The sequence below is a fragment of the Shinella sp. BE166 genome (assembly GCF_051201095.1).
Classification (GTDB): Bacteria; Pseudomonadota; Alphaproteobacteria; order Rhizobiales; family Rhizobiaceae; genus Shinella; species Shinella lacus.
In genome coordinates this window covers 640,786-662,705 of the sequence record NZ_JBPEHL010000004.1, presented here as the reverse complement: position 1 = coordinate 662,705, position 21,920 = coordinate 640,786, and the positions used below count along the sequence as shown (strand labels likewise).

The following is a 21,920-nucleotide window of genomic DNA, read 5'->3' as shown; positions in this document are numbered from 1 at the left end:
GAGGAGCCATACCGTGCTGACAATCCAGAGACTGAGCCTTGCCGACGCCCGCACCCTGATCGAGGGCGCCCGCGCCCGCGCCGCGGAAATCGGCGTGCCCATGTGCATCGCCGTGACCGATGAATCGGGTCAGCTGATCGCGTTCGAGCGCATGGACGGCGGAAAGGTCACGAGCACCACGATCGCCCAGGACAAGGCCTTCACGGCAGCCGGCGCCAAGCGGACCACGGAGAGCTATTGGGAGGCGAGCCAGCCCGGCAAGCCCGCTTACGGCATCAACTCGGCCATCGGCGGACGCCTGTTGGTCGTGGCCGGCGGCATTCCCGTTATCGTGGACGGGCAGGTCGTCGGTGCGGTCGGCGTCAGTTCGGGAACGCCCGCGCAGGACAGCGATTGCGCACAGGCGGGCATCGATCTTTTCCTCGCCGGGCTCAGTGCTTCCGAAAAGCCCTGACGGGCAGGACGGGCCGTTTTGATCCGGCCCGTCATCGATCAGGTTCGGCGGCGAACATCGGGCCGCCCTTGTGCGCGGGAAAACCGTAGCCGTTGATCATCACCAGGTCGATGTCGCCGGGACGGGCGGCGATGCCGTCTGCGAGTAGCGCCGTTCCTTCATCCACCATCGCCTTGAGAAGACGGTCCAGGATCTCCTGCGCGGTGAACGCGCGGGGCGTGATATTCTTCGCGGCCCGCGCCGCTTCGATCACCGCCGTCACGGCGGGATCGATGGTGCGCTCGCCGCTGGGGTAGGCGTACCAGCCGAGGCCGGTCTTGCGGCCGAGGCGGCCGGCTTCGCAGAGCCGGTCGGCGATTTCGACATAGCGTTCGGCGGGATCGCGCGTTTCGGCCAGCCGCTTGCGGCGCGCCCAGGCGATTTCGAGGCCGGCCATGTCGTTGACGGCGAAGATGCCCATCGGGAAACCGTAGGCTTCCAGCGCGGCATCGATCTCGTGCGGCAGGGCGCCATCCTCCAGCATGAACTCCGCCTCGCGGCGATAGGCGTAGAAGATGCGGTTGCCGATGAAACCTTCGGTGACGCCGCAGACGATGGGGAGCTTGCCGAGGCGCTTCACGAAGGCCAGCGCACTCGCCAAGACGTCCGGCGCGGTTTTGGCGCAATCGACGACTTCCGTGAGCCGCATGACATTCGCGGGCGAGAAGAAATGCAGACCGACCACACGGGACGGATCGGCCGTCGCGGCGGCGATCGCATCGGGATCGAGGTAGCTCGTGTTGGTCGCCAGAATGGTGCCGGGCGCGACGATGTCGTCGAGCCTGCGAAACAGCTCCGTCTTGACGGAGAAATCGTCGAAGACGGCTTCCACGACGAGGTCGGCTGCTGCAAGATCGGTCGCCTCGGCTGTTGTTCCGAGCCGGGCGAGGCAGGCCTCACGCGCCTCCGCGGTCAGGCGCCCGGACTGGACGGCCTTGTCGAGGAGGCCGGCGATGCGGGCGTGCCCGGCGGCGGCAGCCTCCTGCGTCTGTTCCAGAGCGATGACGCGGTAACCGCTGGTGAGAGCCGAGACCGCTATGCCGGAACCCATCAGCCCCGTGCCGACAATCCCGACGGTTTCGATCCGGCGCGGCGAGACCTCCGCCAGCTTTTCAACTTTGCCGGCGGCGCGCTCGGCAAAGAAGATGTGCCGCAGGGCCGCGGATTCCTCGGAATCGCGCAGACGCAGGAACGTGGCGCGCTCCTCCGCCAGACCTTGTTCAAGGTCGAGCTGGCCTGCCGCTTTGACGAGGCGCACGGCCTCCGACGGCGCCAGCTGGCCGCGGCTTTTGGCAAACACCTTTGCTCCCGCGGCGTCGATGGCGGCGGGATCCGCGACGGGAACATCGATGCTGCCGGTCCGGCGTAGCGGCTGGCCGGCGTTTACGGCCGCGACGGCTGCCGCGAGAGGATCGGCGGCGACGGTATCGGCAAGACCGAGCGCGACAGCTTCGCCCGCTTTCACCATGCGTCCCGTTCCGATGAGGTCGATGGCGGCGATCGGGCCGATCAGGCGCGGCAGGCGTTGTGTCCCGCCGGCGCCCGGAACGATGCCGAGTTTCACCTCCGGCAGGCCGAACGTGGCGTTTTCGCCGGCAATGCGGCCATGGCAGGCAAGGGCCACCTCGCAGCCGCCGCCCAGCGCCGCGCCGTCCACAGCGCAGACGACCGGTTTTTCGAAGGCTTCGATACGCTCGACCACTTGGGGAAGTGTCGGCTCGACCATCGGCTGGCCGAACTCCTTGATATCCGCCCCGCCAATGAAGGTGCGGCCGGTGCCGGAGATGACCATTCCCGTGATGTCTGTGGTCCCCGCGGCATGATCCAGCGCCGCCAGCAGGCCGGACCTGACATGCGCCGACAGGGCGTTGACGGGCGGATTGTCGATGGCGACGACGAGCACGCCCCCCTCAAGGCGGGCGGAAACGCTCTGCGAAAAACGCATTTCGGAAAGCCTCACGCGGGGATGACGGCGGTGGCCTGGATCTCGATCTTGGCGCGGTCCTCGATGAGCGCCACCACCTGCATCGCCGCCATGGCGGGATAATGCCGGCCGATCGTGTCGCGATAGGCCTGGCCGATGCCGCGCAGGTTGCCGAGATATTCCTGCTTATCCGTGAAGTACCAGGTCATCGTGGTGATGTGATGCGGTTCGCCGCCGCCTGCCGCGAGCACGGCCACGACGTTCTTCAGCGTCTGGTGCACCTGCTCGACGAAATCGTCGGTCTCGAACTCGCAACGTTGGTTCCAGCCGATCTGGCCGCCGACGAAGAGCGTGCGGCCCGTCGCCGCCACGCCGTTCGCATAGCCGATGGGCTTTGCCCAGCCTTCAGGTTGCAGGATGGTGTGCATGATGCGTCTCCAGCTGTTGTATCAGTGCGGCGCGGATGTCGTCCGGCCTGGCAAGTAACTTGGCGTGTGGTCAGTTGCGCTTACGAAGCGAACGGAGTCTGAAATGCATGTCGGCACCTCCCGTTATCGTGCGGCGTCCTTCATCAGCTCGCGGCCGATGATGAGCTTTTGAACCTCCGTCGCGCCCTCATAGATGCGCAGCGCCCGGATTTCGCGGTAAAGCCGCTCCGTGATCTCGCCGGTGCGCACGCCCCGGCCGCCGAAAAGCTGGAGCGCCTGGTCGATGACCCATTGCGCATTTTCCGTCGCGGTCATCTTCGCCATCGCTGCTTCGCGCGTCGTCGGCAGTTTCTGCACGTCGCGCCTCCAGGCGGTGCGGCAGGTGAGGAGGGCTGCGGCGTCGATGGCGGTCGCCATTTCGCCGAGCGTGCTTTGCGCCGTCGGCAGGTCGGAAAGCGTCGCGCTAAACATCTTGCGGCTTTTGGCATGCGCCACGGCTTCATCGAGTGCGCGGCGAGCAAAGCCGGTCGCGGCGGCGGCAACGGAGGGGCGGAAGATATCGAGCGTGCGCATGGCGATCTTGAAGCCTTCGCCGGGGCTGCCGAGACGCTGCGCGGCGGGGATGCGGCAATTTTCGAAGCGGATGCGGGCCAGCGGGTGCGGTGCGATCGTCTCGATGCGCTCGGCAATCGTGAAGCCGGGCGTATCGGCGAAGACGACGAAGGCGGAAATGCCGCGCGTGCCGGGCGCCTCGCCGGTGCGGGCGAAGACCGTGTAGACGTCGGCAATGCCGCCGTTGGAAATCCAGGTTTTTTCGCCGTCGAGCACGAAATCGTCGCCGTCGCGCCGGGCGGCGCAGGCCATGGCGGCGACGTCCGATCCCGCATCGGGTTCGGAAAGGGCGAAGGCGGATATCCATTCGCCGGCTGCGACCTTCGGCAGGATGCGTTCCTTCAGCGCCGGCGTGCCGGACAGGCTGATCGCGCCGGTGCCGAGGCCCTGCATGGCGAAGGCGAAGTCGGCGAGGCCATCGGCATAGGCCAGCGTCTCGCGCACGAGGCAGAGCACCCGGCTATCGATCTCCTCGCTTGCGCCGCCGAATGCTTTTGGCACGCAGTGGCGAAGGAGGCCGGCGGTGCCGAGCGCTGCGACCAGATGGCGGCAGGCGGCGTCGACATTGCCGTGATCGACGCCGTCGAGGCCGGCGTCTGCGACGAAGCTGTCGAGGTCTTTTGCAAGCGCGCGGTGGCTCTCGTCGAAGAACGGCCAGTCGAGATGGTCGCGGGGCGGCCCCTTTGTGGCATTGGGCATGGTCAGTTTCCCTGGAAGGCGGGTTTCGCCTTGGCGGCAAAGGCTTCGAAGGCGCGCTGGAAATCGCCCGTCGCCATGCAGATCGCCTGGGCCTGCGCCTCCGCCTCGATCATCTGGTCGATGCCCATCGCCCATTCCTGGTCGAGCATCTTTTTTGTCATCGCATGGGCGAACCAGGGACCGTCGGCGACGGTGCGGGCGAATTGCTGCGCTTCGGAAAGCAACGCGGGACGCTCGTGCAGGGCGTTGTAGAAACCCCAGTTCAGGCCTTCCGCCGCGCTCATGACGCGGCCGGTGAAGAGCAGCTCGGCGGCGCGGCCCTGGCCGATGATGCGGGGAAGAATGCCGCAGGCGCCCATGTCCGCGCCGGCAAGCCCGACGCGGGTGAACAGGAAGGCGGTCTTGGCTTCCGGCGTCGCGACGCGGAAATCGGCGGCCATGGCCAGGATGGCGCCGGCGCCGGCGCAGATGCCGTCGACGGCGGCGATGATCGGCTGCGGGCAGGCGCGCATCTGGCGCACCAGCTCGCCCGTCATGCGGGTGAAGTCGAGAAGGTCCGGCATTTCCATGCGCGTCAGCGGCTCGATGATCTCAAACACGTCCCCGCCGGAGGAAAAGTTGTCCTTCGCGCCGGTCAGCACCACGGCGCGCACATCGCTGGCGCGCGTCAGCGAGCGGAAGAGATCGCCGAGCTCTTCATAGCTTTCGAAGGTCAGCGGGTTCTTCTTGTCCGGGCGGTTGAGCGTGATCGTCGCGACGCGGCCGTCGGCATCCGTTTCGAACAGGAAGTGCTTTGCTACGTGGTCCTTGAAGGGGCGTTTCTTGGCCTGCATGGGGTTCGTCATGTCTGATATCCCTAGAGAACTTCGCCGCCGGCGACCGCGATGGCCTGGCCGGTGATGGCTGTCGCCTTTTCCGAGACGAGCCAGGAGACGGTGTGAGCCACCTCGCCTGGCGTCACGAGCCGGCCCTGCGGGTTGGCGCGTGCGAGGCTGGCGCGGGCGTCCTCGCGCGTGCGGCCGGTCTTCTGGCTGATCGTGTCGAGCGCACCGTCGATCAGCGGCGTGTCGGTGAAACCGGGGCAGACGGCGTTGACGGTGACATCGGTGCGCGCAAGCTCCAGTGCCAGTGCCCGCGTCAGGCCGATAACGCCATGTTTGGAGGCGCAATAGGCGGACACATAGGCATAGCCGGTAAGGCCCGCCGTGCTCGCGACATTGACGATCCGGCCGTTTCCGGCCCGACGGACGGAGGCGAGTGCCGCATGCGTGACCAGGTAGACGCCCGTCAGGTTGATGGTGAGGACCCGTTGCCAGAGGGCGAGGTCGGTCTTTTCGAACGGTGCCGAGGGTGCCTCGCCGGCGCAATTGACAAGGACAGCGATGTCGCCGATTTGCGCGATGGCGGTCGCAATGCCGCGCTCGACGGAAGCAGCATCGCTGACGTCGAACCCGTCATGCACGAAGGCTTCTCCGCCCGCCGCGCAGATCTCGTCCCGCACGGCCTGCAAGGGGGCCGTGCGCCGCCCGGCGAGGCTTACGACATGACCATCGGCCGCCAAGGCGAGCGCGATCGCCTTTCCGATACCGCTTCCGGCGCCTGTGACGAGGGCGTGCCGCTTGCTCATGGCTTGCCCGCCGTCGTTGCCGCGCGGGCGAGATTGTTGACATATTGCGCCCGGGCGGAGTGGTACTGTTTTGGCCAGGGCTGGCCCTCGTAGCCGATCCGCGCCGCCTCGTGCAGGACGAAGGATGGGTCCGCCAGATGCGGGCGGGCGACGGCGCAGAGGTCCGCCCGGCCGGCCGCGATGATCGAATTGGCGTGGTCGGCCTCGGAAATCGCGCCGACGGCGATGGTCGGCACCTGGATTTCATTGCGGATCTTGTCGGAGAAGGGTGTCTGGAACAGGCGGCCGTAGACCGGTCTCTCCTCCTTCACCACCTGCCCCGAGGAGCAGTCGATCAGGTCGGCGCCGGCCTCCTTGAACAGACGGGCGAAAATGGCGGCATCCTCCGGCGTGTTGCCGCCGTCGTGCCAGTCGTGGGTCGACAGGCGCACCGAGATCGGCTTGTCCTCGGGCCAGACCTTGCGGATGGCGTGGAAGACTTCAAGCGGGAAGCGGGCGCGGGCCGCATGGTCGCCGCCGTAGTCGTCGGTGCGCTGGTTGGTCAGCGGCGACAGGAAGCTCGACAGCAGGTAGCCGTGCGCGGCGTGCAGTTCGATGATGTCGAAGCCGATGTCGCGGGCTCGTTCGGTGGCTTGCACGAAGTCCTGGATGACGTGATCCATGTCCGCCCGGGTCATTTCGCGCGGCATTTGCGAATGCGCGAGATAGGGCAGGGCGGAGGCGGAGATCAGCGGCCAGCCTCCTTCGGCGAGCGGCTGATCGATGCCCTCCCAGGCAAGCTTCGTGGCGCCCTTGCGTCCGGCATGGCCGAGCTGGAGGCCGATCTTGGCCGGCGTCTGGTGGTGGACGAAATCGACGATGCGCTTGAAGGCCTGTGCCTGTTCGTCGTTCCACAGGCCAAGGCAGCCGGGGGTGATGCGGGCATCGGCCGACACGCAGGTCATTTCCGGAAAGAGGAGCGCGGCACCACCCATGGCGCGGGAGCCGAGATGCACCAGATGGAAATCACCCGGCAGCCCGTCCGTCGCCGAATACATCGCCATGGGCGAGACGACGATGCGGTTTCGGAGCGTCAGGCCACGGATCTTGAAGGGCGTGAACATCGGCGGCGGCACCGCGCCGTTCGCCATGGGTTCAGCGCCCGCCCGTTCGGCGAACCAGCGCTCGAAACCTTCCAGCCACACCTTGTCGCGCAGGCGAAGATTCTCGTGGCTGATGCGCTGGGAGCGGGTCAGCATCGAATACATGAACTGCTCCGGCTCCAGCGTATCGGCATAGCGCGTGCCGACGACCTCGAACCATTCCATGGCGTTGCGCGCCGCATTCTGGATGCGCGCGACGTCGACGCGGCGCACCTCCTCGTAGGCGGAAAGCACGGCGGGGATATTGGCCTTGTCATGGCCGAGGATGTCGAACTGCCGGGTCAGCTCGATGGCATCGTCGATGGCGAGCTTGGTTCCCGAGCCGATGGCGAAATGGGCGGTGTGGGCGCTGTCGCCCATCAGCACGACATGGCTGTTGCCGTTGAAATGGCTCCACTTGTCGCAGATCAGCCGGCCGAAATTCAGCCAGGCGGAGCCGCGCATGTGCCGCGCATTGGTCATCAGGCTGTGGCCGTCGAGGGTTTCCGCAAAAAGCTTTTCGCAGAAGGCGATGGACTGATCCTGGTCCATCTGGTCGAGCCCGTGGGCCTTGAAAACCTCGTCCGTGGTCTCGACGATGAAGGTCGAGGTCGTGTCGTCGAAGCGGTAGATATGTGACTGGAACCAGCCATGTTCGGTACGCTGGAAATCGAAGGTGAAGGCGTCGAACAGCTTGTTCGTGCCGAGCCAGATATAGCGGTTCGGCCTGACGACCATGTCGGGCCGGAAGACCTCGGCATATTTGTTGCGGATGCGCGAATTGACGCCGTCCGAGGCGATGATGAGGTCGGCGTCGGCGAATTCCGCGTCGCTTTCCACGTCGCGCTCGAACAGCAGCTCGACACCGAGTTCCAGGCAGCGCTCCTGCAGGATGTTGAGCATCTTGCGGCGGCCGATGCCGACGAAGCCATGGCCCGAGGTGCGGATCTTGCGGCCCTTGAACACCAGCTCGATATCGTCCCAATGGTTGAAGGAGACTTCGATCGCTTCGGCCGTCTCCGGATCCCACCGGCGCATCGACTGCATGGTGGCATCGGAAAAGACCACGCCCCAGCCGAACGTGTCGAAAGCCCGGTTGCGCTCGACGACGGTGACGTGATGGTCCGGATGCTGGCGCTTCATCAGCAGCGCAAAGTAGAGCCCGGCAGGCCCGCCGCCGATACAGACAATCCGCATGTCGTTCTCCTCCCGAGGTCCGGCTGCGTCGAAGGCAAGGTGGACCCGTTCGGAAGAAATTTCAAGCTTAAAATTGTTTCTGGCGCCAAGACGTGAAATCGGGTTCGTGCCGAACAGGGCACGCCGCAAGGAACGTCGGAAATGGAAGAAGCGCCTCAGGCGCCCTTGGCGAGGGAGGCGATGATGGAGCGCTTGAGCTTGGCCAGCTCGTCCATCAATACGCCGCTGTCCTTCGGCGCGAGGCCGGCGAAGAGGTCGGAGATCCAGTCGGCGTGATGGGCGGCCATCTTCTCGAATTCGGCGCGGCCGAAGGGGGTGAGCGCGATGATCTGCACGCGCCGGTCCGTCGCGAGCGTCGTGCGGCTGATGTGGCCGCTCTCGGTGAGCCGCTCCACCAGCACCGTGATATTGCCGGGCGAAACCATCATGCGCTTGGACACTTCGCCGAGCACCATGCCGTCCGGCGCGCGTTCGAGCTGCGCCATCAGGTCGAAGCGTGGCAGGGTGGAGTCGAATTCTTCCCGCAGTCGCCGCCGGACCTCGCTCTCCACCAGTGTCGAGCAGGTCAGGAGACGCAGCCAGAGCCGGAGCTCGGCGCGGTGATCGTGCGGCGCCTCAAGAACCTTGGTCTCGCCATCCAGCCATTCCGGCGAGATGTCGAACTTGTCTTCACCCGTCATTGCCAACACCCGCTTTCATGTCGCCTAGCCTTTTAGAGATGTTTCGGGCTTTTGGACAGGCCGCGCGTCATTTGGAAGACGCTTGCAGGGGCTCCGACAGCACGGTGCCGGTGCCGTCCTTGGATTGGTCGTAGACATGGACCGTAATGCCGATGTGGTCGGCCATCAGGGTTTTGGCGCGCTCCACGTTCCGGTCGAGCGCCGCCTCCATCAATTCGGTATGGTGCCCGATGGACATGGCGTCGTGCAGGGCCGCGACCGCTTCCTGATAGCCCTCGCTCATGCCTTCGGCGGCGCGCAAGGTGGGCGCGAGGCCGAGGAAACGATGGTGGCGGCGAAGCTGGTCGGAAATCGTCGCCTGGAAGCGGGACAGCCAGGTCGAACGGGCCGCGCTGATCAGCGCCGCATGGAAGGCCGTATGCTTCTCGTCCCATTCGTCGATCTCGCTTTCGGAGGCGTTTTCGACGGCGATCTTGCAGCGCGACAGCCGGTAATGCGCCGTGACGACGGCGGATTCCCAATCGCTGCCGCCATTCTCGATCGATTCGAGCAGAAGCGGGACTTCGACGACCAGACGCGCGCGGGTGAGATCCTCCAGCGCCTCGCGCGAAACCGGGGCTACGGCAAAACCGCGATTGCTGATGGCGGTGACGAGGCCCTCGGCCTCAAGCCGCGACAGCGCTTCGCGCAGCGGCGTCCAGCCGAGTTCATAGCGGTCGCGCAGTGCACTCAGCTTCATCGGCGCACCCGGCAGGAGCCGCGTCGTGAGGATGTCGCGCCGCAGCAGCCGGTAGGCCGATTCCGTTTTGGTCGATTGCTCAAGGTCTTGCATCAAGTTCCCTTAGCGTCTCCCTGTGATGCAGACAAATATATATAGTTCTGGGCGTTACGCAAAACTATATATATTTGTTTGACAAGAAAGCATGTCGCCGCCATGATCCCCGCCAAGCCGCTGAGGAACGGCGGCCGCTTATCGTATCTGGGAGGATTTCATGGGCAGGCTTACAAAGACGTGGTTTTCGGGATTGTTCGTTGCCGGTGCGCTCGCATTGGGCGCCGCGACGGCATCCGCCGAGCCGATCCGCATCGGCATCGCCAATTTCGGCGAACATCCGCAGCTCTCCGCATCGATCGCCGGCTTCAAGAAGGCGATGGCGGAGAACGGTTTCGTCGAGGGAACCGACGTCGTCTACACCGAGAGCCATACCAATTTCGACGCATCGCTGGTGCCGCAGATGATCGCCAAGCTCCAGGCCGAGCAGCCGAAGCTGATCTACACGATCACCACCCCCGTCTCGCAGATTGCCAAGAAGGCGCTTGCCGGCTCCGGGATTCCGATCGTCTTTTCTGCCGTCACCGATCCGGTGGCCGCCAAGCTGGTGCCCTCCTGGGAGGCCGGCGACGAAGGCATGACCGGCGCGACGGACCTTCAGGACGTCGCCGCCGTGATGGAATTCACCCACAAGCTGCTGCCGAATGCCAAGCGTTTCGGTGTGCCCTATAATCCGGGCGAGGCGAACGACGCGGCGCTGCTCGACAAGATCAAGGAAGCAGCACCCGCTGCCGGCTTCGAGGTGGTCGATGTCGGCGTCGACAATGTCAACGACATCCAGCAGCGCATCGCCTCCTTCGCGGGCAAGGCGGATGTCATCTACACGCCGGCATCGAACCTGCTCCAGCCGGCGATCGCCGCCGTCTCGGCCGCCGCGCGCCAGGCGCAGATCCCGATCGTCAATTCCGACGACGGTGCCGTGCGCAACGGCGTCGTTCCGGCAAGCTTCGCGGTGAACTACGAGCAGGTCGGCCTTGCCGCCGGCAGGATCGCCGCGGAAATCCTCAAGGGCAAGGACCCGAAGTCCATCGCCCCGTGGCGCCCGGCCTATGAGGACCACCAGCCGCTGATCTCGAAGAAGACGCTGGCCGCCTTCGGCCTGGACGTGCCGGCATCGCTCGCCGATTGCGGCTGCCTGATCGACTGATCGCACTTCGGTTCCAACAGGTGGCGGCGCCCGTCGCGCCGTCGCCCCATAATAAAAGGGGGAGCCAATGCTGGAAATCAGGTCGGCCCGCAAGATGTTCTACAGGGGGCAGTCGGATGAGAAGATCGCGCTGAACGATCTCAGCCTACGCCTTGAAACAGGAGACTTCGGCGTCGTCATCGGCTCGAACGGCGCCGGCAAGAGCAGCATGCTCAACGCCATTTCCGGGGCGCTCGTCCTCGATAGCGGCAAGGTCCTCATCAACGGCGACGACGTGACCGCCATGCCCGTGCACAAGCGCGCCATGCGCCTTGCCCGCGTGTTCCAGGACCCGATGAAGGGCACCGCCGCCTCAATGACCGTGGCGGAGAACATGCTGCTGGCGGAACTGAGGGCCGCCAGGCGGACGCTGCGCCGCGGCCTGAACCCGACACGGCTTGCTGCCTACAAGGAGCGCCTGTCGCTGCTGGGTCTCGGCCTCGAAAACCGCCTCGATACGCGGGTGGAGCTGCTCTCCGGCGGGCAGCGGCAATCGCTGTCGCTGATCATGGCGGTCGGCGGTTCGCCGGAACTGCTGCTGCTCGACGAACACACGGCAGCGCTCGATCCGCGCACCGCCGACATCGTCATGCAGGCGACGATCCGCGCCGTCGAGGCCCTGAAGCTGACGACGCTGATGGTGACGCACAACATGCAGCACGCCGTGGACTTCGGAAACCGGGTCATCATGCTCGATGCCGGTCGCGTGCGCCTCGAAATCGCCGGCAGGGAAAAGGCGGCCATCACGGTGCCGGACCTGATCGGCCATTTCTCCGTCAAAACCGACCGCATGTTTCTGGCGAGCTGACGACCATGGATCTGCTTCAAAACACCGTCTCGAGCTTCATCGCGCTCGTTCCCGTCACACTCGCGCAGAGCCTGATCCTCGCCTTCGTCGTGCTGGGGATCATGATCCCCTTCCGCATGCTGAGCTTTCCCGACCTGACCAGCGAGGGCGCGTTCCCGCTCGGCGGCTGCGTCTGCGGCGTGCTCATGGCCGCCGGCATGTCGCCGCTCGCGGCGATCCTGATCGCGCTCCTCGCCGGTTTCGTCGCCGGCTGCTGCACGGCCTTCATCCACCTGCGCTTCCGCATCCATACCCTGCTCGCCGGCATCCTGATGATGACGATGCTCTATTCGATCAACCTGCGCATCATGGGCCGCTCGAACCTCTCGGTCTTCGGCTCGACGACCATCTTCGACTGGGTGCCGTTCCTGCAACCGGGCTTTCCGGCAAGCAAGATCGTCATGGCCGGAGCCTTCGGTCTGCTCGTCTTCGCGCTGCTGCTGCACTATTTCCGCACCGAAAAAGGAACGGCGGTGCGCGCCGTCGGCGCCAATCCCGACATGGCGGAGGCGCAGGGCATCAATGTGTGGCTCGCGACGATCGGCGGCGTCGGGCTTGCCGGCGCGTTTTCGGCGGCCGGCGGCGCGCTGATGGTGCAGTCGCAGGGTTTTGCCGACGTCAATATGGGCCTCGGCATCCTGATCAACGGGCTTGCGGCCCTGATGATCGGCGAGGCGATCGTCGGCAAGAGCAGCGTGCCGCGCCAGCTCGCCGCCCCCTTCGTCGGCGCCATCGTCTATTACCAGCTCGTCTCCTTCTGCCTTGCCGCCGGCATGCCGCCGCCGGACCTGAAGCTGGCGACGGGCCTGTTCGTGCTCGCCATGCTCGCCCTGCCGAGCCTCAAGCGAAGCCGCGGGCCGGCGGCCGCCCGCGAAACCATTCGAGAATAATCCAAGGACGACCTTATGACTGCACTTCCCGATTTCGCTGCAATCGAGGCCATGGATGCTGCCGATGGAATGCGCTCCCTGCGCGAGCGCTTCATCCTGCCGCAGGGCCTGATCTACCTCGACGGCAATTCGCTCGGCGTCGCCTCGCATGCCGCCTTCGCCGAGCTTCAGAAGGCGGCCACCGAGGAATGGGGGCAGGACCTCATCCGCAGCTGGAACACGGCGGGCTGGTTCGACATGCCGCTTGCGCTCGGCAACCGCGTCGGGCGGCTGATCGGGGCCGCTGCCGGCCAGACGGTCGTCTGCGACACGACGTCGATCAACATCTACAAGACTCTTCACGCGGCGATGGCGCTGAGGCCCGACCGGTCGGTCATCGTCAGCGAGGGCGGCAGCTTCCCGACAGATATCTACATGGCGGAGGGCGTGATCTCGACACGTCCGGGCGCCTCGCTGCGCCTCGAAGGTGTCGATGCGCCTGACATCGAGGACCTGATCGACGGCCATGTCGCGGTCGTTCTCGTCAACCACGTCAACTACAAGTCGGGCGAACTGCGCGACATGGCGGCGCTCACGAAGAAAGCACATGATAACGGCGCGCTCGTTATCTGGGATCTCTGCCACACGGCAGGCGCCCTGCCGGTCGATCTCGATGGCGCGAATGTCGATTTCGCCGTCGGCTGCACCTACAAATACCTGAACGGCGGCCCCGGCGCGCCGGCCTTCATCTATGCCGCCACACGTCACCACGGCGCCATCAGCCAGCCGCTCAGCGGCTGGTGGGGCCATGCGCGGCCCTTCGCCTTCGAAAAGCACTATGCGGCCGGCGAAGGCATCCGCCGGTTCCTGTGCGGCACGCAGCCGATCCTGTCGCTGCGCGCGTTGAAGGGCGCGCTCGACATCTGGGACGAGGTCGATATGGCGGCGCTGCGCGAAAAGAGCCTCGGCCTCACCGACCTCTTCATCGCGCTCGTCGAGGCGAAGTGTGGGGCTTACGGCCTGGAGCTGGAAAGCCCACGCGAGCGGGCAAAACGCGGCAGCCAGGTCTCGTTCCGCCACCCGAACGCCTATGCGGTCATGCAGGCGCTGATTGACCGCGGCGTCATTGGCGATTTCCGCGCGCCTTCCACCATGCGGTTCGGCTTCACGCCGCTCTATGTGAGCTACGCGGACGTATGGCAGGCGGTGGTGATCCTGGAGGACATCCTGCGCACAGGATCATGGCAGGATGCACGCTTTGCCGTGCGCGCCGCCGTGACCTGATCCGGGGCTTTCGCCATGACCGCACCACGCCGTCCGACGCTCGATGGGATTGCCGCGGCACGTGCGTGCATCGCACCGCATCTTGCACGCACGCCGCTGGTGAAACTCGATCTCGGGCTGCCGGACCGGCAGATCTTCCTGAAGCTGGAGACGCTGTCACCGATCGGCGCCTTCAAGCTTCGCCCGGCGCTGAACGCCGTATTGTCCCGCGATCCCGCGGCGCTCAGGGAAGGCGTCGCGGTCACCAGTTCCGGCAACATGGCCTATGGCATGGCCTTCGCCGCGCGCCTCGCCGGCGTGCCAATGGTCGCCTACATGTATCGCGGGGCGCCGCAGACCAAGATCGACGGCGTGCGAAACCTTGGCGGCGCGGTGCGTTTCGTCAGCGCCGAGACCTGGTGGGACTACATCATCGGCGCGGACCGGCCGGATGCGCCGGAACTGCTGATCAACCCGGTGACCGACCAGGCGGTGCTCAACGGCAACGGTTCCATCGGCATGGAAATCGTCGAGGATCTGCCCGACGTCGATGTGGTGCTGACACCCTATGGCGGCGGCAGCATGACCACGGGGGTCGCCAGCGCGGTCAAGGCCGTTTCCCGGCGGGCGCGCGTCTTCGCGGTCGAGGACGCCAGCGCCGCCCCGGTCACCGCGGCCCTTGCGGCCGGGAAAATCGTGACGATCGAAACCCGGCCGTCCTTCATAAAGAGCATCGGCGGCCCCTCGCTGGTGCCGCAGCTCTGGCCCGTCGCGCGCGACCTGATCGACGGTGCCATCGCCGTCAGCCCCGCCGAGGTGACGGAGGCGATGCGGCTGTTGTTCAGCAAGGCGAAGATCGTCGCCGAAGGTGCGGGAGCGGCCTCGCTCGCTGCCGCGATCGCGCGGCCCGACCTGACGGGCAACGTCGTCTGCGTTATCTCCGGCGGCAATATCGACGCGGCGGCCTATTCCGTGGCGCTCGCGGGCGGCATTCCCGCCGCTTGAGAATCAGACGCCGAGATAGCGGTCCTGAAGCTCCGGTGTCAGGGCCGTCGGCGCGCCTTCGAAAACCGTGGTGCCTTTCTCCAGCACGAAGCATCGGTCGGCCACGGGCAGCAGTTCCGACAGCGTCTTGTCGACCACGAGGATCGACTGGCCGGCGGCCTTCAGCTTGCGGATCGCCGACCAGATGTCCTGGCGGATGACCGGAGCCAGACCTTCGGTCGCCTCGTCGAGGATGAGGAGGCGGGGATTGGTCATCAGGGCGCGGCCGATGGCGAGCATCTGCTGTTCGCCGCCGGAGAGCGTCCTGGCATATTGGTCGCGCCGCTCACCGAGGCGGGGGAAGAGATCGACCACCTTGTCGAAGGTCCATTCGCTGCCGCGGGCCGTGGCAATCAGGTTTTCCATCACCGTCAGGTTGGGAAAGCAGCGCCGTCCCTCTGGCACGAGGCCGAGGCCGAGCCTGGCGATACGGTAGGGTCGCATGCCGAAGATCGCCTTGCCGCCAAACTGGATCGCGCCGGAGCGCGGGCGCACGAGGCCGATGATCGAATTGATCGTCGTCGTCTTGCCCATGCCGTTGCGCCCCATCAGCGCGACCACTTCGCCTTCGCGAATATCGAGATCGACGCCGAAGAGCGCCTGCGAGGCGCCGTAGAAGGTTTCGAGGCCTTTCAGGTCGAGGAGGGTCACGCGGCTTCTCCCAGATAGGCGCGGCGCACTTCGGGGTCGCTGCGGATTTCATCGACCGTGCCCGTCGCGATGATGCGGCCGTAGACGAGCACCGATATGCGGTCTGCCAGCGCAAAGACCGCGTCCATGTCGTGCTCCACCAGCAGCATCGGCGCTTCGTGACGTAAGCCATCGAGGAACGACGTCAACTGCTTGGAGCCTTCCGGCCCCATGCCGGCCATGGGCTCGTCGAAGAGAAAGGCTTTTGGCGAAAGCGCGAGCGCGATGGCGATTTCGAGCTGCCGGCGCTCGCCGTGGGAAAGTTCCGCCGCCGGCACATGGGCGCGGGCGGCAAGGCCGACACGCTCCAGCATGGCCATGGCGGGATCGATCAGGCTGCGGTCACTCCTTACTTGCCGGAAGAACCGGAAGCTGCTGCCCTGCCTGGACTGCACCGCCAGCATAACGTTGCGAAGCGCGGAGAACTCCTGCGCCAGCGAAGAAATCTGGAAGCTGCGCGCAAGGCCGAGCCGCGCGCGTGCCGCCATGTCGAGCCCGCCGATGTCCTGCCCCAAGAAGCGGATCGTGCCGCTGTCGGCGGCAAGCGAGCCGGCGATCTGGTGAATGAGCGTGCTCTTGCCCGCACCATTCGGGCCGATCAGGGCATGGATCTGGCCGGGGTAAAGGTCGAGGCTGACCCCATCGGTGGCCTTCAGCGCATTGAAGGATTTGCGCAGATTGCGGATTTCGAGAATGGGCTCAGGCATGACGCGGCTTTCCCGAGAGGAGGCCCAGAAGCCCACCGCGTGCAAAGAGCACGATGCCGAGCAGGATGAGGCCGAGGAAGAATTGCCAGCGCTCGGTGATGCCGCCGAGCACATATTCGAGGCAGACGAAGATCATCGCGCCAGCGACGGGGCCGAACAGCCGCCCCTTGCCGCCGAGGATGATCAGCACGATCAGCTCGCCCGACATGTGCCAGGAAAACATGGAGGGGCCGACGAACCGGTTGAGGTCGGCATAGAGCGCGCCGGCAAAGCCGGTGATCATCGCGGAGAGCACGAAGGCGACGAGCCGGATGTTGAAGGGCGCAATGCCGACCGCGGCAAGCCGCGTGCCGTTCTGCCGCGCCGCCTGCAGGGCGCTGCCGAAGCGCGAGCCTTCGACGAGGCGGAACAGCAGAAGCGTCACCATCAAGACGGCAAAGCAGACCAGGAAATAGGGCAGGGGCTGCGTGGTGTTGATGCCGGGGAAGGCGTTGCGCACATAGATCGACAGCCCGTCCTCGCCGCCATAGGCGGGCCAGGAGATGGCGAAATAATAGATCATCTGCGCGAAGGCGAGCGTGATCATGATGAAGTAGATGCCGGTGGTGCGCAGGCTGATGATGCCGATCGGCAACGCGATGAGCCCGGCGATCACCACGGCCGTCAGCCAGATGATCGGCATCGACGTCGTGCCGGGAATGCCGGCCACCAGCGGCTCTGCGTTGAAGGCATGCGTCGCCAGGATGCCGGCGACATAGCCGCCGAGCCCGAAGAATGCGGCATGGCCGAAGGAAATCAGCCCGCCGAGCCCGAGCGCCAGGTTGAGGCCGGTGGCGGCAAGCGCAAGGACGACGACGCGGGTCGCGAGCGTGACGTAGAAGGGTTCGCCGAGCCCCGCGGCCGCGAGCGGCATGGCGAGCAGGAGGAGGGCGAGCAGCAGGTTGATCGTGGTTTCGCGGGTCATCTTGTCCTCACGACTGCGCCGCGAACAGGCCGCTCGGCCTGAAGGCAAGGATGAGGGCCATGACGACGTAGATCAGCATCGAGGCCAGTGCCGCGCCGATCGTCGTCGCCTGCGAGGCCGGCATCGTCAGCGCGAGAAGCGAGGGCAGCAGGAAGCGGCCCATCGTGTCGACGACGCCGACGATCACCGCGCCGACGAGGGCACCCTTGATCGAGCCGATGCCACCGATGACGATGACGACGAAAGCGAGGATGAGTACGGGCTCGCCCATGCCGACCTGAACCGACTGGAGGGCGCCGACCAGCGCGCCGGCAAAACCCGCCAGCGCCGCGCCGAGCGCAAAGACCACCGTATAGAGCGTGCTGATATCGACGCCGAGTGCCGCGATCATTTCGCGATCGGATTCGCCGGCGCGAATGCGCATGCCGAGCCGAGTCTTGGAGATGAGGAGATAGAGACCTGCCGCAACGGCGATGCCGACGGCGATGATCGCCAGGCGGTAGAGCTGATACTGGCCGCCGCCCGGCAGCGGCACTGCGCCTTGAAGCTGCGGGGGGATGTCGAGATAGAGCGGGAACGAGCCGAAGACCCAGCGCGCACCTTCCGAGAGGATCAGGATCAGCGCGAAGGTGGCGAGCACCTGGTCGAGATGGTCGCGGTCGTAGAGCCGGCGGATGACGGCGACCTCGATGAGCGCGCCGACGCCGGCCGCGGCGGCAAGGCTGGCGATCAGGCCGAGCCAGAAAGAGCCGGTGGCCGCGGCCACCGTGGCGCACGCGAAGGCGCCGATCATGTAGAGCGAGCCATGCGCCAGGTTGATGAGGCCCATGACGCCGAAGATCAGCGTCAGGCCGGCGGCCATCAGAAACAGCATCACGCCGAGCTGAAGCCCGTTGAGCAATTGTTCGATCAGGAGTGCGGTGAACACGGCGTCGGTCCAAGCTTCAGGTCGGGATCGCGTGGGCATCGTCCGGGCGCCGGCAAGAAGCCGAACGCCCAGGCGATGGGACGTCAAACAGCCTTACAGGCCGCACTGTTCGGCGTAGGCGTCCTTGTGATTTTCGAAGGCGGTCGCGACGATCTTGTTGGTCAGCACGTCGCCATCCTTCACCACCTCGCGCACATAGATGTTCTGGATCGGGTGCTGGTTGTTGTTGAAGGAAAACGCGCCGCGCACGGACTTGAAGTCAGCGGCCTTCAGCGCTGCCTTGAAGGCCTCCTTGTCCTTGGCGCTCGCCTTGGAAAGCGCCGACAGGATCAGGTTCGCCGTGTCCCAGCTCTGCGCCGCATAGATCGACGGCAGGCGGTTATATTCGGCCTTGAAGCTTTCGACGAAGGCCTTGCTGGCCTCGTTGTCGAGGTCCGGCGACCAGCTGGCGGAGTTCTTGACGCCGAGTGCCGCATCACCGACGGCCGGCAGCACGTCCTGGTCGAAGGAGAAGCTCGGCCCCATGACCGGAATGCCGACGCCCGACTGGGCATATTGTTTCATGAAGGCGATGCCCATGCCGCCGGGCAGGAAGAAGTAGACGGAATCAGCGCCGGATGCGCGGATCTGCGCGATTTCGGCCGCATAATCCGTCTGGCCGACCTGGGTATAGACCTCGCCGGCGAGCGCTCCCTTGTAGAAGCGCTTGAAGCCGGTCAGTGCGTCCTTGCCGGCGGGGTAGTTCGGCGCAAGGATGAACGCGTTCTTGTAATCCTGATTGGCGTACTGGCCCATCGCCTCATGGAAATTGTCGTTCTGATAGGCGACGTTGAAGTAGTTCGCATTGCAGTTCGCGCCGGCCAGCGCCGAGGGGCCGGCATTGGGCGAAAGGTAGATGACGTCCTGCGCCACAGCGTTCGGCACCACGGCCATGGCGAGGTTCGACCAGATGATCCCCGTCATGAGATCGACCTTGTCGCCCTGGATCATCTTTTCGGCGATCTGCACCGCGAGTTCCGGCTTCTGGGCATCGTCCTCGATCACCAGTTCGACGTCCTTGTTGCCCGACTGCTTGATCGCCAGCGTGAAGGCGTCGCGCATGTCGATGCCGAGGCCGGCACCGCCGCCCGAAAGCGTGGTAATGACGCCGATCTTCACCGGCTCGGCATGGGCGAGGCCGGACGTCGCGAGCGAAAGGCCGAAGAGGCTTGCTGCCAGAATGCGGTTCATGCTGTTCTCCTCATTATGGTTCGATTTTTATCGTGTTCTATCAAAGATCCGTACGCACATGCCATAGTTCGGGGAAGAGCTCCACCTCGAGCATCTTCTTGAGATAGGAGGCGCCGGACGTTCCGCCGGTGCCGCGCTTGAAGCCGATGATGCGTTCGACTGTCGTGACGTGGTTGAAGCGCCAGCGCCGGAAATAATCCTCGAAGTCGACCAGTTTTTCCGCAAGCTCGTAGAGCATCCAGTAACGTTCCGGATTGCGGTAGACGGTTTGCCAGGCCGCAAAGACCTTGTCGTTCTCGCTGCGCGTCTCGCGCCAGTCGCTGCGCCCGGCCTCGTCGCCGACATCGAAGCCGTTGCGTGCCAGAAGCCGGATCGCCTCGTCATAGAGCGAGGGGGCGGCGAGGATCGCCTCCAGCTTTTCCATGATATCGGGGCGATGAGCGTGCGGGCGCAGCATGGCGATGTTGCGGTTGCCGGCCGAAAACTCGATCGCCCGGTACTGCCAGGACTGGAAGCCGGACGACTGCCCGAGCGAATCCCGGAACTCGGTATATTCGCTGGGCGTCATCGTGCGCAGCACGTCCCAGGCATTGTTCAACTGCTCGAAAATGCGCGCGACCCGCGACAACATCTTGAAGGCCGGCTCCAGCCGGTCCTCGCGGATGGAGCGGATCGCCGAGCTGATCTCATGCAAGGCAAGCTTCATCCAGAGCTCGGAGGTCTGGTGCTGGATGATGAACAGCATCTCGTCATGCGCCTGCGAAAGCGGCGCCTGCGCGGTGAGGACCTTTTCCAGCTTGAGATAGTCGCTGTAGGACATGCGTCCCTCGAACGACATTTGTGCGCGTTCCTTCGAAGGGTCGTATGGGTCGCTCATGTCAGTGCTCCGACCGCAAACGGAACCGTTGGATCTTGCCCGTCGCGGTCTTCGGCAGGGCCTCGACGAACTTCACCGAGCGGGGATATTTGAACGGCGCGATCGTCGCTTTGACGTGATCCTGCAGGCGCTTGATCGTCGCCTCGTCCGCGAGCACGCCGGCGGTCAGCACGACATAGGCTTCGACGATCTGGCCGCGCTCGGTGTCCGGCGCGCCCACCACCGCGCATTCCGCCACTTCCGGGTGCGCGATCAGCGCCGCCTCGACCTCGGGGCCGGCAATATTGTAGCCGGCGGTCACGATCATGTCGTCGGAGCGGGCCGCGAAATGGAAGAAGCCGTCCTCGTCCTGGAAGAAGGAATCGCCGGTGATGTTCCAACCGTCGCGGACATAGTCGCGCTGGCGGGCATCGGCCATGTAGCGGCAGCCGGTCGGCCCGCGCACGGCGAGCTTGCCGACCGTGCCGCGCGGCACTTCGCGCATCGCGTCGTCGACGATCCTCGCCTCGTAGCCGCCGACCGGCTTTCCGGTCGAGGCGGCCTTGCGATCCTCGAAGCGGTTGGAAATGAAGATGTGCAGCATTTCGGTGGCGCCGATGCCGTCGAGGATCGGCTTGCCGGTCTTCTCGGTCCATTCCTCGAAGATCGGGCCAGGCAGTGTCTCGCCTGCGGAGATCGCGACGCGCAGCGACGACAGGTCCGCGCCGGCATCCATCGCCTTCAGCATGGCCCGGTAGGCCGTGGGCGCGGTGAACGAGATCGTCGCCTTGTAGGTCTCGATGATCTCCACCATCAGCGCCGGCGTCGCCTGTTCGAGCAGCGTCGCCGCCGCCCCGAAGCGCAGCGGGAAGATCGCAAGACCGCCCAGGCCGAAGGTGAAGGCGAGCGGCGGTGAGCCGACGAAGACGTCCTCCGGCGTCACGCCGAGAACTTCCCGCGCGTAGCCGTCGGCGATCGCCATCAGGTCGCGGTGGAAGTGCATGGTCGCCTTCGGCACGCCGGTCGTGCCGGAGGTGAAGCCGAGAAGCGCCACGTCGTCGCGGCCGGTCGGCACGGCGTCGAAGCGCACCGGCTTGTCGAGGGCGATCCGGTCGAGTTCGGCGTCGTGGTTCGCGGTCCCGTCGAAACCGACGACCTGTTCCAGGTGGCGGCTGTCCTTGGCGCAGGCGATCATCTCGTCCATCAGGCGCGTGTCGCAGAGCGCCAGGCTGATCTCGGCCTTGTCGACGATCTTGGTGAGTTCGCCTGCGCGCAGCATCGGCATCGTGTTGACGACGACGGCGCCGGCCTTGGTGGCGGCGAGCCAACAGGCGACCATGGCCGGGTTGTTGGCCGAGCGGATGAGCACCCGGTTGCCCGGCTTCACACCGTAATTTTCGACCAGCGCATGGGCCAGCCGGTTGGTCCAGTCGGAAAGTTCCTTGTAGGTCCGGCGGCGCCCGTTGCCGATCAGCGCGGTGCGGTCGCCGACCCCTTTTGCGACCATCGCATCCGTCAGTTCGACGGCGGCGTTAAGGCGGTCGGGATAGTCGAAACCGTCGAGCAGGAAATCCGGCCATTCCTGCGGCGGCGGCAGGTTGTCGCGTGTGAACGTGTCGACATGTGCAGTCGGTCCAAGCATGTGGCGGCCATCCCCCTGTTCGTGTCGTGCCTGTTGTTCAGGCTGCATCGGCTAGATTTTTTGCGGTCGTGTTGGCGCGGG

Annotated in this window: 21 protein-coding genes; 6 read left to right on the top strand and 15 right to left on the bottom strand. The window is 65.5% G+C overall.

The features are described from left to right. Positions 1-13 precede the first annotated feature (13 nt). Entirely contained in the window at positions 14-454 is a 441-nt protein-coding gene (locus J2Y63_RS13885; protein WP_435266545.1) for a GlcG/HbpS family heme-binding protein, read from the top strand. A 31-nt stretch (positions 455-485) separates the two neighbouring features. Here the strand turns inward: J2Y63_RS13885 and J2Y63_RS13880 are convergent, their stop codons facing one another. The 8 genes from J2Y63_RS13880 to J2Y63_RS13845 form a co-directional block, all read right to left on the bottom strand. Next, positions 486-2,438 carry a 3-hydroxyacyl-CoA dehydrogenase NAD-binding domain-containing protein gene (locus tag J2Y63_RS13880; protein ID WP_435266544.1) on the bottom strand — a complete coding sequence of 651 codons (1,953 nt, stop codon included), beginning with the start codon at positions 2,436-2,438 and terminating at the stop codon, positions 486-488. 11 nt (positions 2,439-2,449) lie between these two features. Continuing rightward, entirely contained in the window at positions 2,450-2,845 is a 396-nt protein-coding gene (locus J2Y63_RS13875) for a RidA family protein (RefSeq protein WP_435266543.1), read from the bottom strand. Positions 2,846-2,968: 123 nt separating this feature from the next. Then, positions 2,969-4,156, bottom strand: a complete 1,188-nt coding sequence (locus tag J2Y63_RS13870; protein WP_435266542.1) for an acyl-CoA dehydrogenase family protein — start codon at positions 4,154-4,156, stop codon at positions 2,969-2,971. Between the two features lie 2 nt (positions 4,157-4,158). Continuing rightward, positions 4,159-5,001 (bottom strand): enoyl-CoA hydratase family protein, encoded by an 843-nt coding sequence (locus J2Y63_RS13865; protein ID WP_435266541.1) that lies wholly within the window; start codon positions 4,999-5,001, stop codon positions 4,159-4,161. Between the two features lie 11 nt (positions 5,002-5,012). Then, a complete protein-coding gene (locus J2Y63_RS13860) occupies positions 5,013-5,783 on the bottom strand; it encodes an SDR family NAD(P)-dependent oxidoreductase (RefSeq protein ID WP_435266540.1) in 771 nt (256 codons plus the stop codon). Further along, positions 5,780-8,101, bottom strand: coding sequence for a bifunctional salicylyl-CoA 5-hydroxylase/oxidoreductase (locus J2Y63_RS13855; RefSeq protein WP_435266539.1), 2,322 nt, complete (start codon positions 8,099-8,101; stop codon positions 5,780-5,782). The genes J2Y63_RS13860 and J2Y63_RS13855 overlap by 4 nt, the downstream gene beginning before the upstream one ends. A gap of 155 nt (positions 8,102-8,256) precedes the next feature. Beyond that, positions 8,257-8,781, bottom strand: a complete 525-nt coding sequence (locus J2Y63_RS13850; protein ID WP_256119611.1) for a MarR family winged helix-turn-helix transcriptional regulator — start codon at positions 8,779-8,781, stop codon at positions 8,257-8,259. 67 nt (positions 8,782-8,848) lie between these two features. Further along, positions 8,849-9,613: a GntR family transcriptional regulator gene (locus tag J2Y63_RS13845; RefSeq protein WP_435266538.1), complete on the bottom strand. Its 765-nt coding sequence runs from the start codon at positions 9,611-9,613 to the stop codon at positions 8,849-8,851. A gap of 160 nt (positions 9,614-9,773) precedes the next feature. On the opposite strand from J2Y63_RS13845, the gene J2Y63_RS13840 reads away from it, so the two are divergent. The 5 genes from J2Y63_RS13840 (at position 9,774) to J2Y63_RS13820 (ending at position 14,783) form a co-directional block, all read left to right on the top strand. Next, entirely contained in the window at positions 9,774-10,760 is a 987-nt protein-coding gene (locus tag J2Y63_RS13840) for an ABC transporter substrate-binding protein (protein ID WP_435266537.1), read from the top strand. A gap of 67 nt (positions 10,761-10,827) precedes the next feature. Next, positions 10,828-11,607, top strand: a complete 780-nt coding sequence (locus J2Y63_RS13835; RefSeq protein ID WP_435266536.1) for an ABC transporter ATP-binding protein — start codon at positions 10,828-10,830, stop codon at positions 11,605-11,607. A gap of 5 nt (positions 11,608-11,612) precedes the next feature. Next, positions 11,613-12,536, top strand: coding sequence for an ABC transporter permease (locus J2Y63_RS13830; protein ID WP_256119615.1), 924 nt, complete (start codon positions 11,613-11,615; stop codon positions 12,534-12,536). Positions 12,537-12,551: 15 nt separating this feature from the next. Continuing rightward, positions 12,552-13,799, top strand: coding sequence for a kynureninase (kynU, locus tag J2Y63_RS13825; RefSeq protein ID WP_435266535.1), 1,248 nt, complete (start codon positions 12,552-12,554; stop codon positions 13,797-13,799). A 15-nt stretch (positions 13,800-13,814) separates the two neighbouring features. Beyond that, positions 13,815-14,783, top strand: coding sequence for a pyridoxal-phosphate dependent enzyme (locus J2Y63_RS13820; protein WP_435266534.1), 969 nt, complete (start codon positions 13,815-13,817; stop codon positions 14,781-14,783). 3 nt (positions 14,784-14,786) lie between these two features. Here J2Y63_RS13820 and J2Y63_RS13815 read toward each other — a convergent pair whose 3' ends face one another. The 7 genes from J2Y63_RS13815 to J2Y63_RS13785 form a co-directional block, all read right to left on the bottom strand. After that, a complete protein-coding gene (locus J2Y63_RS13815) occupies positions 14,787-15,473 on the bottom strand; it encodes an ABC transporter ATP-binding protein (RefSeq protein WP_435266533.1) in 687 nt (228 codons plus the stop codon). Beyond that, positions 15,470-16,219 (bottom strand): ABC transporter ATP-binding protein, encoded by a 750-nt coding sequence (locus J2Y63_RS13810; protein WP_435266532.1) that lies wholly within the window; start codon positions 16,217-16,219, stop codon positions 15,470-15,472. The genes J2Y63_RS13815 and J2Y63_RS13810 overlap by 4 nt, the downstream gene beginning before the upstream one ends. Then, a complete protein-coding gene (locus tag J2Y63_RS13805) occupies positions 16,212-17,183 on the bottom strand; it encodes a branched-chain amino acid ABC transporter permease (RefSeq protein WP_435266531.1) in 972 nt (323 codons plus the stop codon). The genes J2Y63_RS13810 and J2Y63_RS13805 overlap by 8 nt, the downstream gene beginning before the upstream one ends. 7 nt (positions 17,184-17,190) lie before the next feature. Next, positions 17,191-18,111 carry a branched-chain amino acid ABC transporter permease gene (locus J2Y63_RS13800; RefSeq protein WP_319320150.1) on the bottom strand — a complete coding sequence of 307 codons (921 nt, stop codon included), beginning with the start codon at positions 18,109-18,111 and terminating at the stop codon, positions 17,191-17,193. A 93-nt stretch (positions 18,112-18,204) separates the two neighbouring features. Next, complete coding sequence (locus J2Y63_RS13795) at positions 18,205-19,341, bottom strand: ABC transporter substrate-binding protein (RefSeq protein WP_435266530.1); 1,137 nt, start codon at positions 19,339-19,341, stop codon at positions 18,205-18,207. Positions 19,342-19,381: 40 nt separating this feature from the next. Then, positions 19,382-20,218: a tryptophan 2,3-dioxygenase gene (kynA, locus tag J2Y63_RS13790; RefSeq protein ID WP_435266529.1), complete on the bottom strand. Its 837-nt coding sequence runs from the start codon at positions 20,216-20,218 to the stop codon at positions 19,382-19,384. Position 20,219: 1 nt separating this feature from the next. Continuing rightward, positions 20,220-21,839, bottom strand: a complete 1,620-nt coding sequence (locus tag J2Y63_RS13785; protein WP_435266528.1) for a benzoate-CoA ligase family protein — start codon at positions 21,837-21,839, stop codon at positions 20,220-20,222. Positions 21,840-21,920: the final 81 nt, after the last annotated feature.